This window comes from Sphingomonas crusticola (assembly GCF_003391115.1).
Lineage (GTDB): Bacteria > Pseudomonadota > Alphaproteobacteria > Sphingomonadales > Sphingomonadaceae > Sphingomonas_I > Sphingomonas_I crusticola.
In genome coordinates this window covers 2,747,559-2,763,883 of record NZ_QTJP01000001.1, presented here as the reverse complement: position 1 = coordinate 2,763,883, position 16,325 = coordinate 2,747,559, and the positions used below count along the sequence as shown (strand labels likewise).

Sequence of the window (16,325 nt, the reverse complement as noted above, 5' to 3'; positions counted from 1 at the left end):
GCATCGCACTGACCTCTCCCGGCGACGCCGGGCTTTACATCTTCCTCAACCCACACTTCGGCGCGATCAATCGCCGAAAAGGAGAACCTATGCGTTATGCAAAAGCATGGCGGCTGGCGCTTTTTCTGCTCCCGCTGCACCAGACGGGGGCATTCTCGCAGACGCTCTCGCCGCCTAAGGTCTATTCGGTCAGTCCGACGGGCGTAAATCTCCGGGACCTCACTTACACCTATAGCCATACCGATCTTTCGATTGGATCGCTCAGTTTGGAGCGATCCTACTTGGGCGGCCGTGAGACAAACTCCCGATATTTTGGTAATGGGTGGACGCACAATTTCGATATTCGAGCGCGCTATTACAATAACGGCACCGGGAATCCTCGGATTGAGGTCGTTATTGCTCGCACGAAATACGTTTTCACCGGGACGCCCCAGACTCAGATAATTCCGGATTTCGACGCACAGGGAACAACGCTGCAATACACAAACAACAACTATACTTTTATTGACCGAATGGGAACGATCTACCAGTTTGAAGGTGGCATCGCGGGGATCGTCAGCACCATTACCTATGCAAGCGGGTATCGGATCACCGTGACGAACGTCTCGTCCAAGCCGAAGATGATATCAGACAACAAGGGTTATGCCCTCATTCTCGATTATGGATCGAACGGTGTAACCGCAGCCTGCGGCTTCAATCTGGCGAACACGTATGTGAGCACGAGCACGACGTGCGCAGGGGCGACGCTGAAGACGAGTTACGGCTATGGCCCCAACGGGTCGGGCGTCGCTCTAACCAGCTTCGTTGACACCCGCGGGTACACCACCTCCATGAGCTATGCAGGGTGGCTGTCATGTATGAAGATGCCGGATTCCGCCACCTGCCAAGTTACCAATACCTACAATAGCGGCAATAACGGGCACATCATCCAGCAGACGTTGGGCGACGGCGCTATCTGGCAATTTGGCTGCAGCTGCAGTTTCGACGGCAAGGACAGCGGTGAAGACCCCGCCTTCGCCGACGACGATACCTATGCAATTGATCCGCGCGGCGGCGAGCTCGATTATAGCTTCCATGGGCTTGGCATGGTCGGATCGACCGATCAGAACGGCCATCAGACAACGATGGGTTATACGAGCGCGCAGCTCGGCTGGGTAAAGCCGCCGGAAGGTAACCAGGTCGATTTTCTGTCGAACAACCGCCTGGCTGACGCGGGACACAGCTTCCATCCAAAGACGGGTTCGTTAGCGGCGCCGATCACGCCCGACGGGAAGACTTTCCCCACCGACAGTGACTGCGCGAGCGACCGGATCCGCTGCAATCTTCCCAAGACAATTTCCGACGGCAACGGCAACGTCACCAGCTACACCTACGACCCTGTGCACGGCGGCGTGCTGACGGAAACTAAGCCGGCAGGATCCGGGGGGATCTCGCAGGTAGTCCGCCACCATTATGCACAGCGCTACGCCTGGATCAAAAACAGTGCGGGCAGCTTCGTCCCGGCTTCGACCGCCGTGTGGCTTCCTACCGATGATCACACCTGCACGAGCGGCGCTACAAGCGGCGAGAACTGTGTCGCGGGCTCGGTCAAGGAGGTCGTAACGACCTACGAATACGGTCCGGACAGTGGTCCGAACAACCTCCAGCTGCGCGGCAAGGTCGTGACCGCAGACGGTCAGTCGCTGCGCTCCTGCTACCTCTACGACACGCAGGGAAACAAGATTGCAGAGACGAGCCCGCGCGCCGGACTCGCCACTTGTTCGTGAACGCCGGCGCAGGAGACCAAGACAATGCGTAACACCCACATCACACTCGCGCTGGTGCTTGCCGCACACAGTATTGCCGCTCGCGCCCAAAGCTCGGGTTCGGATTTCACGACCGGCTATAGGTACGATACAGACCATCGCGTGGTCGGGACAATCTCGCCCGATCCTGACGGCGGTGGTCCACTGCATTACCCGGCGGTCCGCAACCTCTATAGCGGCAACGGGAATTTGCTTTCCGTTGAAAAAGGTGAGCTCGCGACTTGGCAACCCGAAAGCGTTGCGCCCTCGGCTTGGACGGACTTCACCGTGTTTGAGCGGACAGACGTGGCCTATGATGTCATGGACCGGAAGATACGCGAAATTCAATCTAGTGACAGCACCGCTTACGACATGAAGCAATACAGCTATGACGGGACGGGACAGCTGCAGTGCACCGTCACGCGCATGAACCCGAGCGTCTTCTATTCCCTGCCGCTTACCTATGACTGCACACTAGGTCCGCAGGGCCAGGGCGCTGGCGACTATGGGCCGGATCGCATTACCACGAATGTACGCGACCCGGCCTGGCAGATCGTTCAGGTGCGGGACGGCGTGGGCACCCCCTTGGAGCGCGCCCACGTGACGTATAGCTACACGCCCAACGGCAAGCAGAGCTATATCATCGACGCCAATGGCAATCGCGCCCAGCATGCCTACGACGATTTCGATCGTCTGAACTTGTGGTATTTCCCCTCGGCGATCCGGCCTACCGCGTTCGACGCCAGCACCCAAGCTACCGCCCTTGCCACTGCCGGAGCCGTTAATTCCGCCGATTACGAGCAATATGGCTACGACAGCGCAGGCAATCGCACGTCCCTACACAAGCGTGACGGCCAGACGATCCTCTATACCTACAATGCGCGCAATTTCCCGGTCACCAAGGATCTGCCTGGCACGACCACTGGAGACGTCTATTATACCTATGACCTGCGTGGGCTACAGACTTCGGCCAAATTCGGTTCCGCTTCAGGGCAGGGCGTAACCGAGACCTGGGATGGTTTCGGGCGCAAACTGTCGAGCACGATCAACTTGGGCGGGATTAGCCGAACGCTTAACTACCAATATGATGCGGATGGAAATCGCACGCGGCTAACATACCCTGACGGTACCGACTTCGTGCAATACGATTACGATGGCGACGCCCGGATGGTAGCGTTGCGGCCTAATGCTGGGGCGCCCGCCGTGTCGATCGTCTATGATGCTGCCGGTCGGCGGTCAGACATCAAGCGCGCCAACGGGGTTCCTACCTCTTATCGCTATGATGGTGGAACGCAGCGGTTGACGTCACTCACGCACGATCTTCCCACGACCCGGTGGGACTACGAGGCGACCTTGGGGTACAACCCGGCTGGCCAGGTACTTACGCGCGCAATCGAGAGCGATGCTTACGCATGGAATGCCGCTGCGAACTCCAACAGAAGTTACGCGGCGAATGGCCTTAACCAATATGCTGCGGTCGGCGACTATAGTTACGGCTACGACCTCAACGGCAACCTGACGTCGGACGGCACGAGCAGTTATACTTACGATGTCGAAAACCGTCTTACCGCCGTTTCGGGCGCAAAGACTGCAATCTTAAGTTATGACCCGCTGGGTCGCCTATTCCAGACGAGCGGCGGCGCCGCAGGAACGACTTCGTTTCTGTATGATGGCGATGCGTTGATAGCGCGCTACGACGCAACCGGAGCAATGCTCCGTCGCTATGTGCATGGCCCAACCGTGGATGAGCCGCTGCTATGGTATGAAGGCTCCGATTTTACCACTCCGCGCTACTTTCACTCCGACGCGCAAGGTTCAATCGTGGCCGTAAGCTCTTCCTCAGGAAGCAAGTTCGCGGTCAATACATATGACGAATATGGTGTCCCAGGCAGCTCAAATGTAGGCCAATTCCAGTACACCGGCCAGATCTGGGTACCAGAAGCTGGAATATATTATTACAAGGCTCGGGCTTACTTACCCGTATTAGGCCGGTTTCTGCAAGTAGATCCTATAGGCTACAATGACCAAGCAAACCTGTACGCTTATGTAGGAAATGATCCGGCCAATGGTGCGGACCCGTTCGGTCTTTATTCGTGCCCCCAGTCCGACTGTGGCACTATAAGTAAATACTTGGCTGCTGCCAAGAGCGCAGCTAAAGAGCCAGCCACAGGGTCATTACTGCCCAGCAGCGCCAACCAAAAGCTGGGCATGGTCTTAAACGCCCTTGGTAAAGAAGGTGACAACACTGGAGTACAGATTTCTTTGGGGAAAACAGAAAGTGGTGCGGTGGGCGAGACCTCGCCGGATGGAAATTCAATCAGAATTGATCCATCTCAACTTGGAAAATCCCAAATCGTCAACGGGGCCATTACGCTTGCCCATGAGGCCACCCACTCATTTCTAGATCGGACGATGGGCCCCGCGCCGACAATGCATGAATATCTTCTGAGAGATCGGACGGCGTATAGCGTTGAGACCGTGGTCGCCGCCCACTATAATTATCGTACGGACGTATGGCAGCCGGGGATAACGCCTTCACAATATGACAAAAAACGCGTGGATGCGGCTCGCGCATCGTGTATCCAAGCAACGCAGTCCTATAATCCCTACGCACCTGCAGGTTGCTATGAAAAATAAGCTTTGGCCGAGCATTTTGTTTTTGGGGGTGAGCGCATGCTCTCCCCATCAACAGGCGCCACTCGCTAGTGCTGCGTCGTGTTGGAATTTGCACGCAGCGAACACGCCGGGACACTCCTCAGTGCGTATCTTCGTCGTGCAAGCGGGCAAGGCTCGCCCGCTTTTACGGTCGGAGAATTGCCCTGTCGACGCGTTCAGCCCGAGACTGAAAGATGAGGTTATTCAGGGGAAGCTGACAGCTGCCCTGGAAAATAGAAACCCGGGAGCAGAGTTGCGGGTATTTTCGGGCACCGCAGTCATCGATCAGCAAGATGCCAGTCGGATAAGCGGACGCGATATCAATGTGATCGATATCCGAGATTTTCGGGCTCTTTCTCCACTGGAAGCGCGCGAATTTTATGGCCGCCTGCTCCAGGATCAGTTCTACCGAAATCAGCTGCATGACGGTAAATTGAACGAGATCTAATTGTCCTGCTCCATATCGCGGAAGGTTGGGCTGCCCGACGTAGGTTCTGCCGCGGTATTGTTGCGTTGAATCATCGGAACGGCGCGGTGGCATCGCAGTTAAGCGATCGAGCGCGCTTCCCATGAAAAGCTCGGCTCGCTCGCTGTTTCCGTGAGCGGCCGAAATCGCTACGGCTTGCCGTGATCGAGACGGGGCGTGTACGGGCATCAGCGCGTCCCGTTGCAATTGGTGAAGCTGCTGAACCGATTGCAAGTCATTTGGAACGGCCTCGGCGCTTGAGCTGCTTGTGCCTGCGACTGCGCTGCAGGCCGACAGCTCATCGGTGTGTCGTGGCGCTCTCTTGGGTTGCTAGGGAACGACGCCCCTTCTGCGTAGGTAGGGGGCGGCAGACTCGTTAGCCACTGCCGAACGCCAATTTTCCGGGTAAGGCGGCGCACATGATCCTGCCGCTCTCGCTCTTATCGCCGTCAGTCAATCTTTCACCTGTGACGCAATCGCGCTGCACGACGTGGATGGGCCAAGAGGAGGGCATCCAGAGAATAAATGTCAGAAATAGCGCCAAATCAGCCGGCGGTTTTCCGTACATTTTCCGTACGCGGTCATACGGCCACATCTAAGTCATTGAAAACGTGGCGCACCCGAAGGGATTCGAACCCCTGGCCTCTGCCTTCGGAGGGCAGCGCTCTATCCAGCTGAGCTACGGGTGCCGGTGCGTTGGAGCGCGCTTAGCAAAGCCTCCGCGCCCCGGCAAATCATGCCTGATCTTTCGGTACCAGGTTTTTCGGAGGCGGCGTCTTGGGCCGGTAGGCGCACAGGTCGATCTCGATGCAGCGCCAGCATTCCGGCTTGCGCGCCTTGCAGACATAGCGGCCATGCAGGATTAGCCAGTGATGCGCGTGGCTGCGGAACGCCTGCGGCGTCACCTTTTCCAGCTTGAGCTCGACCGCGAGCACATCCTTGCCCGGCGCGAGGCCGGTGCGGTTGGACACGCGGAAGATATGCGTATCGACCGCGATCGTGTCATGCCCGAAGGCGACGTTGAGCACGACATTGGCGGTCTTGCGCCCAACCCCGGGCAGGCTTTCCAGCGCCGCGCGATCTTCCGGCACCTGGCCACCATGTTCGGCGATCAGCTTGTGCGACAATGCGATCACGTTCTTGGCCTTCATGTTGAACAGGCCGATCGTCTTGATATGCGCCTTGAGCCCCTCCTCGCCGAGCGCGACCATCGCCTCGGGCGTGCGCACCGTTTCGAACAATGATGCGGTGGCCTTGTTGACGCTGACGTCGGTCGCCTGCGCCGACAGCGCGACTGCGACCAGCAACGTATAGGGATTTACGTAGCGTAGCTCGGTCTCAGGCGAGGGGTTGAGCTCGGCCAGCCGGCGGTAGAATTCGAAGACCTGGTCGCGCTTCATTGCCGGCTGCCCAAACTCTTCTGGCCTAAACTCCGCTCATCCTGAGGCGGCATTGAGCCTGGCGAAATGCCGTCTCGAAGGATCCTTCGAGCCGAGTCTTCGGCAAGCTCAGCCTCTCCTCAGGATGAGCGAATGAGGTCAAATGCTAAAACCCCAATACGTCCGCCATTGTGTAACGGCCCGCCGGCTTACCCGCGAGCCATAGCGCCGCTTTGACCGCACCCGTCGCGAAAATCCCGCGATTCTCGGCACGATGGCCGAGCTCGATCCGTTCGCCTTCCGCCGCGAACACTACCAGATGATCGCCCGCGACCGATCCGCCGCGCAGGCTGGCATAATAGATGCCGCCCTCCTCGCGTTCGTGCGGGCCTTCCTGCATGCGATCGAAGCGGTTGTGCTCGATTGTGGTCGCGGCACCACGTCCGAGATTGGCCGATGCGCCGAGCAGCAAGGCCGAGCCCGACGGGCTGTCGAGCTTGTGGCGGTGGTGCATCTCGACAATCTCGATGTCCCAGTCCGTGCCGAGCACGCGCGCCGCCTGCTCGACCAGTTTGCGCAGCACGTTCAGCCCGAGCGACGTATTGGCGGTCTGCAACACCGCCAGGTCGCGCGCCGCGTCATCGATCAGCGCATGATGCTCCGGCTGCAGCCCGGTCGTGCCGATCACGATCGGCGTTCCGGCCGCGCGCGCCGCATTCAGGGTCAGGGCCAACGCGTCCGGTGTCGAGAAATCGACCAGCACGTCCGACGCGATCGCCAGTGCGGCAGCATCGCCATGGTCACCGTGCACCGCCCCCTGCGCGTCGATTCCGCCCGACACACCCGCGCCCTGCGTCGCCGCCGCATTGGCGATCGCGCGGCCCATGCGGCCGGACGCCCCGATGATCCCGATCCTCACGCTCATGGACGCCGTCTGACACAAGGGCCTGGGCTTGGCGAGAGGCATCGATTGCCAGCGGCCCGCGTGACCGATAGCTTTCGCGCGGGGAGGGATAATACATGACCAAACGGTTGATCGCGCTCGATGCGCTGCGTGGCTTGGCGGTGGCCGGCATGATCCTCGCCAACAGTCCGGGTTCGTGGAGCCTGCGCTACGCCCAGCTCGATCATGCGCCGTGGAACGGCTTCACCGCCACCGACATGGTCTTTCCCACCTTCCTGTTCTCGGTCGGCATCGCCGTCGGCCTGTCCTTCCCGCGACCGCTGGCGGATACCGACAAGGCGCGCAGCTGGTCGCGCCTCGCCCGGCGGACGCTGGCGCTGATCGCGCTCGGTCTCGCCCTCAACCTGCTCGCCGGCCTCAGCCTCGCCCATTTGCGCATTCCCGGCATCCTCCAGCGGATCGGCCTCTGTTACGCCATCGGCGCCGGCCTGGTGCTGCTCACCGCACGGCGCCGGCCCGACGGGCTCGCCGCCGTCAATTTGCCGGTCGTGCTCGGAGTTATCGGCGCATTGCTGATCGGCTATTGGGCTTTACTGACCTTCGTGCCGGTCCCCGGCTTCGGCGCCGGCCATCTCGATCCCGAGGGCAATCTCGCCGCCTTCATCGATCGCGGCCTGTTCACCATCCCCCACCTGTGGCCATATGGCACCGACGCCGCCGGAAAGGTCGTGTACGATCCCGAAGGTTTGCTCTCGACTTTGCCCGCGACCGTCAATCTGCTGATCGGCATCCTCGCCGGCTGCGCGTGGAAGCGGGCGTCGCACTCGCGGACGGCATTTGGGCTGGCAGGAGCGGGGCTGCTATTGATCGTCGCCGGACTGCTGATCGATCCCGCTTTCCCGATCAACAAGCGCATCTGGACGAGCAGCTTCGCCCTGCTGAGCAGCGGCGTGAGCATGGTCCTGTTCGCGCTGCTCTCGCTCGCATTCCAGAGCAAGGCGGCGCGCGCCGCGGCTTATCCGTTGCGCGTGCTCGGCGGCAATGCGACGCTCGCCTTCGTCCTGTCGGTCCTGCTCGGCATCTTCAGCACCTATCGCATCTTCAAGGGCGGTACGCAGACGGCGCAGGCCTGGGGCATGGAGATCGCGCAGAAGATCATCCCCGATCCGATGCTCGCCTCGCTGGCCTGCTCGATCGCCATCCTGGCGCTGATCACGGCGCTGATCTGGCCGTTGCATCGGCGCGCGATCCACTGGCGCCTGTAAGGGGGCTGGCGGTCGCTCATCCCCCCGGCAGGGAAGCCGTCTGGCGCAAGGCTTCGCCCAGCGCGAGCGCCGCGGAGGTCGCCAGGTTCATCGAGCGTACCTGCGGCCGCATCGGGATGCGCACCCGCGCGTCGCAGGCGTCGGCGACCGCGGGCGGCACGCCCCCGCTCTCCTTGCCGAACAGCAGGATATCGTCGGCCGTGAAGGCGAATTCATAGGCCGACTGGCGGCTCTTGGTGGTGAAGAGCACCAGCCTTGCCGCACCGATCGTCGCCCTGAACGCGTCGAAGCCGGCGTGGCGCGTGATCGCGACATGGTCGATATAATCCATCGCCGTGCGGCGCACGCGTCGGTCGTCCCACGCAAATCCCATCGGCTCGATCAGATCGACCGCCGCGCCGAGGCAGGCGCCGAGCCGCAGGACGGCGCCGACATTTCCGGCGATTTCGGGTTCGAACAGGGCAATGCGCATCCCGGCTGATTGGCCCCGGCGCAAGGGCCACGCAAGCCTCGGCCCAAATCGCCTCAGCGCCTGCCGGACATCATCGCTTCCAGCTGATCCTTCCGCATATTGATCAGCAGGCCGAGCCTGTTCTTGGCGAAGGAATTGAAATCGACCTCGACCCTGCCCGCCGCGCCGGAGAGCACCGCGAAATCCTTGCCGATCCTTTCGACCGTGCCGACCACGACACCTCTTTTGTCCCGGACTTCGCTGCCTTCCACAATATCCTCCGGACTTGCGGGTATCGGGCTTGATGAGCTGGTCGGCCCTGGCTTGCGTTTGAAGACATCGTCGCGCAGCTTCCTGTAATCGCGTTCGATGTCGAGGTTTCGGTTCTCGGCGGCACCGGCCGGTATGTCCAGCGTTGATGGATTTATTGGGCCGGGCACCTGCGCAACCGCCATCCCCGCGAACATCATTGCGGCAGCACCCATTGCTGCATGAACTATACGCATCAGACCCCCCCTCTGCTGTTTTCTGGCGATCATATTGGCAGCCGCGCGCCCGGGCAACCGACGCCGGCTCCCTGCCCGGCCAATGGCGGACCTTCGCGCAACGCCTTATGATCGATCCATGACCGCCATCCGCAACATCGTCATCCTCACCGGTGCGGGCATTTCCGCCGAGAGCGGCCTCGCCACCTTCCGCGGGCCCGACGGGCTGTGGGAGGGCCATCGTGTCGAGGACGTCTGCACGCCCGAGGCCCTGGCCCGCGATCCGGAGCTGGTGCTGCGCTTCTACGACGCGCGCCGCGCCGCGCTCGCCACCGTCCAGCCCAACCCCGCGCATCGGGCACTGGCGCGGCTCGATCGCGCATGGCCCGGCGAATTGCTCATCGTCACCCAGAATGTCGACGATCTCCACGAACGCGCCGGCGCCAAAAGGCTGATCCATATCCATGGCGAGCTGCTGTCGGCCTTGTGCCGCGCGTGCGGCGCACGCGAGCGCTTCGCCGGCTCCATGCTCGATGGCCCGCCCTGCGCGGCGTGCGGGCAAGCCGGCGCGCTCCGCCCCGACATCGTCTTCTTCGGCGAGATCCCCTACCGGATGGACGAGATCGAGGATGCGCTGCTGCAGGCCGACCTGTTCGTGTCGATCGGCACCTCCGGCGCCGTCTATCCCGCCGCGGGCTTCGTCCAGATCGCGCGCACGGTGGGCGCGCGCACGCTCGAACTCAACCTCGAGCCGTCCGCCGGCTCGAGCCTGTTCGAGCAGGCGAATTACGGCCCGGCCAGCCGCATCGTCCCCGAATGGGTGGAACGGCTGCTGGCCCGTCCCGATCTCGTATAGGAACCGGTGCTAGCACCACCGCCGTTCGAACCGGTCGTTGAGCCCGGTCAGCACCTCATATTGCGACAGGCCGGATCGCGCCGCCAAGGCCGGCAGGTCGAGCCCAAGCCTCACCCAATCCCCCTCGCCGGCATCGCTGCCGCTCGCATCGACCGCGATCAGGTCCATCGAGACCCGCCCGACCAGCGGCAAGGCTCGTCCCTCGGCGGTGGCGAATGCCCCCTCGGCAAAGCGCCGCAAATAGCCGTCGGCATAGCCCAGGTTGAGCACCGCGATGCGCGCCTCGCCCGGTGCCCGCCACGTGGCGCCATAGCCGACGCTCTCGCCCGCCGCGACCGTGCGGACCTGCAATATCTGCGCCTCGATCGCCGCCACCGGGCTCGGCCCCGTCGCCCCCGCCACCGGCAACCCGCCGTAAAGCGCGAGCCCCGGCCGGGTCAGATCGAAGGCATAGTCCGTCCCCAGCAAAATCCCCGCGCTGTTGGCCAGGCTATAACGCCGCGCCGGCACCGCCGCCCGCAGCGCCGCGAAGGCGGCGAGCTGCCGCGCGTTGAGCGGATAGCCCGGTTCGTCCGCGCAGGCGAGATGGCTCATCAGCGTATCGATCGCGAGCCCGTCGAGCAGGCCCGACCGCGCCTCGGCGAGGCTTAGCCCCAGCCGGTTCATGCCGGTGTCGACCATCACGTCGCATGCGCCGCCCCCGGCCGCGTTCCACCGCGCGACCTGGCTGGCGCTGTTGAGCACCGGCCGCGCGGCCGACGCCATCGCATCCGCCATGTCCTCCGCGCGCACCCCGTGCAGCACCGCCAGCCTTGCCCCCGCCGGCAGCGGCCCGAGCGCCGCCGCCTCCGCCCAGGTCGCGACGAAGAAGTCGCGGCAGCCGGCTTGTGCCAGCCGCGCCACCACCGCGCGCGCGCCCAGGCCATAGCCATTGGCCTTCACCGCCGCCCCGCAGGCCGCGCCGCCGCTCAGCCCCGCCAGCCAGCGCCAGTTGGCAACCAGGGCTGAGCCGTCTAGGAGCAAGCGAAGAGGCGCGGAATTTGCCATGCCAGCGCGCTTAGCGATACCGCAGCGCGGCGTCACCCTTCACGATTTGCTGCGCTTGCGAGCACGATTGTTGCTCATTTGCCATGGTCGGCCTTATTTTCATATAGGTCAGTAGCGCTGTCTTGCTGCATTCTGCCGAGGGACCTACCACGCGACACCGATCCGGTGCGGCACCGGAAAACGGTCGGCAGGGCCCATAAAAATATAACCTGCACGGTGGAGAGGATGCCGTCACGTACAGGGTGGCGGGAAGCGGTTCGGCCACAGGCCGGGCCGCTTCCTTGTTTGTGCATTATCCCGAGCCTGGGAACGCGCCGTGGCGATCCCGCCCCGCTATAATCCCGTTCGTCCTGAGCGAAGTCGAACCGAAGGTCGCCGCAGGCAAGGACGTTGCGCGAACATTACTGGTGAGAGACTTGCTTCGCCTTCGCTCGGCACGGACGGCAAGCGTGGTGGTGCCCCGCGCATACCCCCCACCAAATCCTCCCCCGCCAGGGGGAGGTGGCGCCGAAGGCGACGGAGGGGGAGGACAGCGACGCCCCCCAGCCCCTATTCAAATGGGTACCCTCCCGCCCCGGCCGCAATCCTTCCCAGCAAGGGCTGCAGCCGCAGCAGGATCGCGCGCTGCAGGAGCACCGGATAAGCGTGCAGGACCACGCCCGGCACCAGCATCCACAAGGCGCCCGCCAATCCGTGCCGCCCCAGCAGCGCCAGCGCGGCTAAAGCCAGGTGGATCGCGAAGCAGGCCGCATGCGCCCCCATATTGGCGCGAAGGCCCCAGGCCAGCGCGTCCAGGCCGCCCCGCCTCCCCGAAAAGCCGCGCATCGGCCGCGCCACGCGGCGATTCCATCCAGAGGCTTCGAGCAGCCGTTCGAACAGCCCGATCCCGAGCAGGCGATGGAGCGGGCGCTCGCCCGCGGCCACGCGGAACCATCGCCGCGGCGCATGGCGCGCGATCGGGGCGGCGATGGCCGGGCCAAGGCTGAACGTGCCCATCGCCACGCCCGCCGCATACCATGGGCTGGCCGGTCCCAGCACGAACCAGAATGCCGACAGATACAGCGCGAAGACCAGCAATAGCAGCCGATACCAGGCGCTTTGGAACATGTCGGCCTGGCCTGGTTTCCGCGGCGTCTCGGCGCTCACCTGTTGCTCCCCGGCGGCCGCGCCCCGGGGGGGCGCCTGACGCGCTTGCCATATCGCGCACGCCGCGCTTTGCCTATGCCGCCTCGCCCCCGCCTCCGCCGCCCCCTCCGTCAGGCTACGCATGCCACCTCCCCCTGGCGGGGGGAGGATCACCCCCCACCAATCCTCCCCCGCCAGGGGGAGGTGGCGCCGAAGGCGACGGAGGGGGAGGACAGGGACGTCCCACACCCCCTCGCAACATCTACCCACACTCCCCGCGCGCACCATCTACCCACCCGCCCCCGCCTCCGCTATGGCGCGGGCTATGGCCCGCCCCGCCCCCAAATCCTTCCACGTCAAATCCTTCGGCTGCCAGATGAACGTCTATGACGGCGCGCGCATGGCGGAGCTGATGCAGGCGCAGGGCATGGTCGAGGCCGGCGCCGACACCGCCGATCTGGTGCTGCTCAACACCTGCCACATCCGCGAGAAGGCGGCGGAAAAGGTCTATTCGGATATCGGCCGCCTCGCCAAGCGCGCGAGCGGCAAGCCGATGATCGCGGTCGCCGGCTGCGTCGCCCAGGCGGAGGGCGCCGAGATCCCGAAGCGTGCCCGCGCCGTCGATCTCGTCGTCGGCCCGCAAGCCTATCACCGCCTGCCCGGCCTGATCGCCGATGCCGCCGCCGGCCGCCCCGCGGTCGATACCGACATGCCGGTCCTGTCCAAATTCGACGCGCTCCCCGGCCGCAGCGGCGGATCGCCCTCCGCTTTCCTCACCGTGCAGGAAGGCTGCGACAAATTCTGCACCTATTGCGTCGTCCCCTACACCCGCGGCGCCGAGGTCTCGCGCCCCTGGGCCGCGGTGATGGACGAGGCCCGCGCGCTCGTCGACGGCGGCGCGCGCGAGCTCACCCTGTTGGGCCAGAACGTCAACGCCTGGACCGGCGAGGACGAGGCCGGCCGCCCCCAGGGGCTCGACGGCCTGATCCGCGCGCTCGATCGCCTGCCCGGCCTCGCCCGCATCCGCTACATGACCAGCCACCCCAACGACATGGCCGACGGGCTGATCGCCGCCCATGGGGATGTCGAAAGCCTGATGCCCTTCCTCCATCTGCCCGTGCAGTCGGGCAGCGACCGCATCCTTCGGGCGATGAACCGCGCGCACGACGTCGCCTCCTATCTCCGCCTGATCGATCGCGTCCGCGCCGTCCGCCCCGACATCGCCGTCTCCGGCGATTATATCGTCGGCTTCCCCGGCGAGACCGACGCGGATTTCGAGGGCACGATGGACGCCGTCCGCGCGGTCGGCCACGCCATGGCCTACAGCTTCAAATATTCGCCCCGCACCGGTACGCCTGCCGCGACCATGGCCGATCAGATCGCACCGGAAGTGATGGACGAGCGCCTGCAGCGCCTCCAGGCCCTGCTCGGCGCGCAACAGCTCGCCTTCAACCGCGCCACGATCGGCCGCACCTGCGACGTGCTGATCGAGCGCGCCGGCAAGCTCCCCGGCCAGAAGCTCGGCAAATCCCCCTGGCTGCAATCGGTGCTGATCGACGGCGGCGAGATCGGCGATCTGGTCGAGGTGGAGGTCGTGGCGGCGGGGCCGCAGAGTATGCATGGCCAAAGGGCACAGCGCGCGGCGGCTTGAGGAAGGCGGCCTCGTTAGGAAGCGCTTAAGCTAAGGACCCGGGGCATTATGAAGCCTCGTCAAAGTTGGACGTGTCGAATGGGATGTATGAGATGTTCGGCGCTGGCAGTGGCGCGCCAATAATGTCAGCGAACTGTTGATCGGGGATCGAGTAGAGAAAGGTCGGAATATCTGCCGGCCTCAATGAAAAACGCGGGCGGGGATTGGGCACGCAAAAACTGGGCGAGGCTACATTGTCGTCATGCTCAACCAAGCCGTCAAAGCTACTAAAGCACGTCGCGTTCACGTGCTCAGCGCCATACTGCAGGAAGAGCGCATAAGAGAGAAGGCCGGCGCGCCGACGAACATGCGGAAGCATCAAATCGGCAGGATTAATCTCGTCAAATTGCACGGCGATGAAGGCCGGACGATCGCCCGAAAACTGGGTTGCGGCCTTACGCATTGCCGCCAACAGCGGTTTGGACGTATCGTCCTCCTTCTTACTGCGCATAACGATGAGGCAACCGGCCTCGTCAGTGATGGCGCCTGCGGCATGACAGTTTGGCCCCCATCTACTCTGGCAAGCAGCATTCAAACTTCGTTGGTCGATGATCGTAATGCCCCGCATCTCCTCATCGAAATTAAGCATCGTGATTTCGAACGACGACGGGGCGGCATTCCCGGCTTTGCCGTTTGAAAGCATGTCCCTGACGGTGTGACGCAATTGCTTCTGTTCGCCGAGGTTGGCCGATAGCCGGTCAGCAAGTTCAATGAGCATAATTTCGCGGCGGGACCGTTCCATCTGAGTGGCGAAGGCCGGGGTCATCTCCTCGATGAAGCGATAAAAATCCTTCCGGTGAATTTTCCTTCCGGCATCAGCAGAGAGGCTCTTGCATTCTACTTCGCCTGAAATGCTCCCCAGCGAGAAGGCGAGATCGAATTGAGCTGTCCCTTCGAGATCCGGAAATTCGAGATGGAAACCGTCAATGGCGAGGCGCTGCGCAACGTCCATTTCGAGATACAATGCTGCGAAACCGGTTTCGGCTTTCAGCGCGTCCCTCAAGCGGCCGACGAGGACATTTTTGCCTTTCTCGTTCAGTGCATCATGCACCTCGACAACGGTAGCGACGAAATGAAGGCCAGCCCGTACCTGCATGTCCGCATATTCGGGAAGTAAACGGCCTTCCTTTGCGAGCACATCGCACTGGAACCCGATGGCCAGCTCCAGCCAATGATAGTCAGCGACGATTTTCCAGCGAAACGGTGACCGGCGTTGTTCAACATCGAGTTGGTCAAGGCGTTTGAACCAACGCTTTCGTCCGACCATCGACAAAAATCGCGGAAGGTAAGTCGCGAGGTCATCGAGTGTCGTCGCCCGAACCAACTGCATTATTCCGTACCACCACCGGTATCAGTTGGGTCTGTAAGCGGATCCACAGCATTCGGGGGGATTGCACCATTCGAATTGAGGTCCGGCGCGAAAATCGTTTTATTCGCTTGATCTTGCCCAATTGTTGGAGCCGCGAGCAGTTGCCGCAAGCCACCCTCGCGCACCCAGTTTGTCACCATCGCACCGACGAATAACATCAAAATGAGCGCGATGATCCGATAGTAGGTTTGTTCGCGTTCGACCGCGTGGATACGGTTCGTCAGGTCCTTGTCGACCTCTTTGATTTTCTTGTTGATGCCGGCGATCGATTGCAACTCTCCAGAGATTCCAGGAATCAAGTCTGCCGGAAATGAGAGTTGGACCGGATTCTTTCGGATCAATGTCGTTGGGCGATCAAGGCTCGCCAGCCAGAGGAGGAACATTGGCTGTCCCTGCCGGAGGTGAACCGGCACCGGGCCCGCGTTATAAACAGCGAAGATCAAACGACCTTTGAAGCCAGCGTCGACATGGAATCCCGATACATTGATCAGACCACGCCACTTAATTTTCGCCTTGATCGATATGAAGCCCAACGCATCGTCGGGCAACTCTACGATTTCCTCGGTCAGTAGAAACGCAAACTGACCTGGCGGGATGGTGAATGCGTCGCCATCCTCCAGTTTGCGGATGGTGACGCTTTCTGGGTCTTCAGCTTGATCGCTGGGAGAAACATAAATCTCCCGACCCATGCTCAAGGTGTACGCTGAGCAATCTATGCGATCTTTGTCGAATGGCGTGATGAGCGTCGGCAAGCGCGCGGCAAGCGTTTCCCCACTCCAGAACCCCGTCGTATTCATTACGCCTCTCCTGTTTGTCAGAATTTGCTACATCAATCTGACAAACCACCTT

14 protein-coding genes and 1 tRNA gene are annotated in these 16,325 nt (G+C 62.4%); 6 read left to right on the top strand and 9 right to left on the bottom strand.

Translation table 11 applies throughout. The features are described from left to right. Nucleotides 1–89 precede the first annotated feature (89 nt). From DX905_RS13175 to DX905_RS16100, 3 genes are all read left to right on the top strand, one after another. Complete coding sequence (locus tag DX905_RS13175) at nt 90–1,766, top strand: hypothetical protein (RefSeq protein ID WP_116091755.1); 1,677 nt, start codon at nt 90–92, stop codon at nt 1,764–1,766. A 24-nt stretch (nt 1,767–1,790) separates the two neighbouring features. Continuing rightward, the gene (locus tag DX905_RS13170; RefSeq protein ID WP_116091754.1) at nt 1,791–4,421 is read left to right on the top strand and encodes an RHS repeat domain-containing protein; all 2,631 of its coding nucleotides are present in this window, start codon (nt 1,791–1,793) and stop codon (nt 4,419–4,421) included. Nucleotides 4,422–4,542: 121 nt separating this feature from the next. Continuing rightward, on the top strand, nt 4,543–4,887 hold the full coding sequence (locus DX905_RS16100; protein WP_162875615.1) for a hypothetical protein: 345 nt from the start codon (nt 4,543–4,545) through the stop codon (nt 4,885–4,887). Nucleotides 4,888–5,517: 630 nt separating this feature from the next. On the opposite strand, the gene DX905_RS13155 is transcribed toward DX905_RS16100, so the two are convergent. The 3 genes from DX905_RS13155 to dapB form a co-directional block, all read right to left on the bottom strand. Next, nucleotides 5,518–5,594: transfer RNA gene (locus tag DX905_RS13155), tRNA-Arg, on the bottom strand. A gap of 45 nt (nt 5,595–5,639) precedes the next feature. Continuing rightward, nucleotides 5,640–6,305, bottom strand: coding sequence for an endonuclease III (gene nth / locus DX905_RS13150; protein ID WP_116091751.1), 666 nt, complete (start codon nt 6,303–6,305; stop codon nt 5,640–5,642). Between the two features lie 145 nt (nt 6,306–6,450). Beyond that, complete coding sequence (dapB, locus tag DX905_RS13145) at nt 6,451–7,209, bottom strand: 4-hydroxy-tetrahydrodipicolinate reductase (RefSeq protein ID WP_116091750.1); 759 nt, start codon at nt 7,207–7,209, stop codon at nt 6,451–6,453. 95 nt (nt 7,210–7,304) lie between these two features. Here dapB and DX905_RS13140 point away from each other — a divergent pair, with 95 nt between their 5' ends. Then, nucleotides 7,305–8,453 carry an acyltransferase family protein gene (locus DX905_RS13140; RefSeq protein WP_116091749.1) on the top strand — a complete coding sequence of 383 codons (1,149 nt, stop codon included), beginning with the start codon at nt 7,305–7,307 and terminating at the stop codon, nt 8,451–8,453. Nucleotides 8,454–8,469: 16 nt separating this feature from the next. Here DX905_RS13140 and DX905_RS13135 read toward each other — a convergent pair whose 3' ends face one another. Both DX905_RS13135 and DX905_RS13130 read right to left on the bottom strand, forming a co-directional pair. Then, nucleotides 8,470–8,925, bottom strand: a complete 456-nt coding sequence (locus DX905_RS13135; RefSeq protein ID WP_116091748.1) for a tRNA (cytidine(34)-2'-O)-methyltransferase — start codon at nt 8,923–8,925, stop codon at nt 8,470–8,472. 53 nt (nt 8,926–8,978) lie between these two features. Then, nucleotides 8,979–9,443 (bottom strand): hypothetical protein, encoded by a 465-nt coding sequence (locus DX905_RS13130; protein ID WP_162875614.1) that lies wholly within the window; start codon nt 9,441–9,443, stop codon nt 8,979–8,981. A gap of 85 nt (nt 9,444–9,528) precedes the next feature. On the opposite strand from DX905_RS13130, the gene DX905_RS13125 reads away from it, so the two are divergent. After that, nucleotides 9,529–10,245: an NAD-dependent deacylase gene (locus tag DX905_RS13125; protein WP_116092549.1), complete on the top strand. Its 717-nt coding sequence runs from the start codon at nt 9,529–9,531 to the stop codon at nt 10,243–10,245. Nucleotides 10,246–10,254: 9 nt separating this feature from the next. On the opposite strand, the gene alr is transcribed toward DX905_RS13125, so the two are convergent. Both alr and DX905_RS13115 read right to left on the bottom strand, forming a co-directional pair. Further along, nucleotides 10,255–11,292, bottom strand: a complete 1,038-nt coding sequence (gene alr / locus DX905_RS13120) for an alanine racemase (protein WP_116091746.1) — start codon at nt 11,290–11,292, stop codon at nt 10,255–10,257. 549 nt (nt 11,293–11,841) lie between these two features. Then, nucleotides 11,842–12,438, bottom strand: a complete 597-nt coding sequence (locus DX905_RS13115) for a glycosyl-4,4'-diaponeurosporenoate acyltransferase CrtO family protein (RefSeq protein ID WP_162875613.1) — start codon at nt 12,436–12,438, stop codon at nt 11,842–11,844. 292 nt (nt 12,439–12,730) lie between these two features. On the opposite strand from DX905_RS13115, the gene miaB reads away from it, so the two are divergent. Further along, a complete protein-coding gene (gene miaB / locus DX905_RS13110; protein WP_116091744.1) occupies nt 12,731–14,068 on the top strand; it encodes a tRNA (N6-isopentenyl adenosine(37)-C2)-methylthiotransferase MiaB in 1,338 nt (445 codons plus the stop codon). 46 nt (nt 14,069–14,114) lie between these two features. Here the strand turns inward: miaB and DX905_RS13105 are convergent, their stop codons facing one another. Both DX905_RS13105 and DX905_RS13100 read right to left on the bottom strand, forming a co-directional pair. Beyond that, nucleotides 14,115–15,431: a hypothetical protein gene (locus DX905_RS13105; RefSeq protein ID WP_162875612.1), complete on the bottom strand. Its 1,317-nt coding sequence runs from the start codon at nt 15,429–15,431 to the stop codon at nt 14,115–14,117. A gap of 5 nt (nt 15,432–15,436) precedes the next feature. Then, nucleotides 15,437–16,273, bottom strand: a complete 837-nt coding sequence (locus DX905_RS13100) for a dCTP deaminase domain-containing protein (protein ID WP_240320845.1) — start codon at nt 16,271–16,273, stop codon at nt 15,437–15,439. Nucleotides 16,274–16,325: the final 52 nt, after the last annotated feature.

Bases quoted from the DNA above. Each gene is read 5' to 3' on its own strand.
- DX905_RS13175 (WP_116091755.1), top strand. From the start codon at position 90: ATGCGTTATGCAAAAGCATGGCGGCTGGCGCTTTTTCTGCTCCCGCTG.
- DX905_RS13170 (WP_116091754.1), top strand. From the start codon at position 1,791: ATGCGTAACACCCACATCACACTCGCGCTGGTGCTTGCCGCACACAGT.
- nth (WP_116091751.1), bottom strand. From the start codon at position 6,305: ATGAAGCGCGACCAGGTCTTCGAATTCTACCGCCGGCTGGCCGAGCTC.
- dapB (WP_116091750.1), bottom strand. From the start codon at position 7,209: ATGAGCGTGAGGATCGGGATCATCGGGGCGTCCGGCCGCATGGGCCGC.
- DX905_RS13140 (WP_116091749.1), top strand. From the start codon at position 7,305: ATGACCAAACGGTTGATCGCGCTCGATGCGCTGCGTGGCTTGGCGGTG.
- DX905_RS13135 (WP_116091748.1), bottom strand. From the start codon at position 8,925: ATGCGCATTGCCCTGTTCGAACCCGAAATCGCCGGAAATGTCGGCGCC.
- DX905_RS13130 (WP_162875614.1), bottom strand. From the start codon at position 9,443: ATGATCGCCAGAAAACAGCAGAGGGGGGGTCTGATGCGTATAGTTCAT.
- DX905_RS13125 (WP_116092549.1), top strand. From the start codon at position 9,529: ATGACCGCCATCCGCAACATCGTCATCCTCACCGGTGCGGGCATTTCC.
- alr (WP_116091746.1), bottom strand. From the start codon at position 11,292: ATGGCAAATTCCGCGCCTCTTCGCTTGCTCCTAGACGGCTCAGCCCTG.
- miaB (WP_116091744.1), top strand. From the start codon at position 12,731: ATGGCGCGGGCTATGGCCCGCCCCGCCCCCAAATCCTTCCACGTCAAA.
- DX905_RS13100 (WP_240320845.1), bottom strand. From the start codon at position 16,273: ATGAATACGACGGGGTTCTGGAGTGGGGAAACGCTTGCCGCGCGCTTG.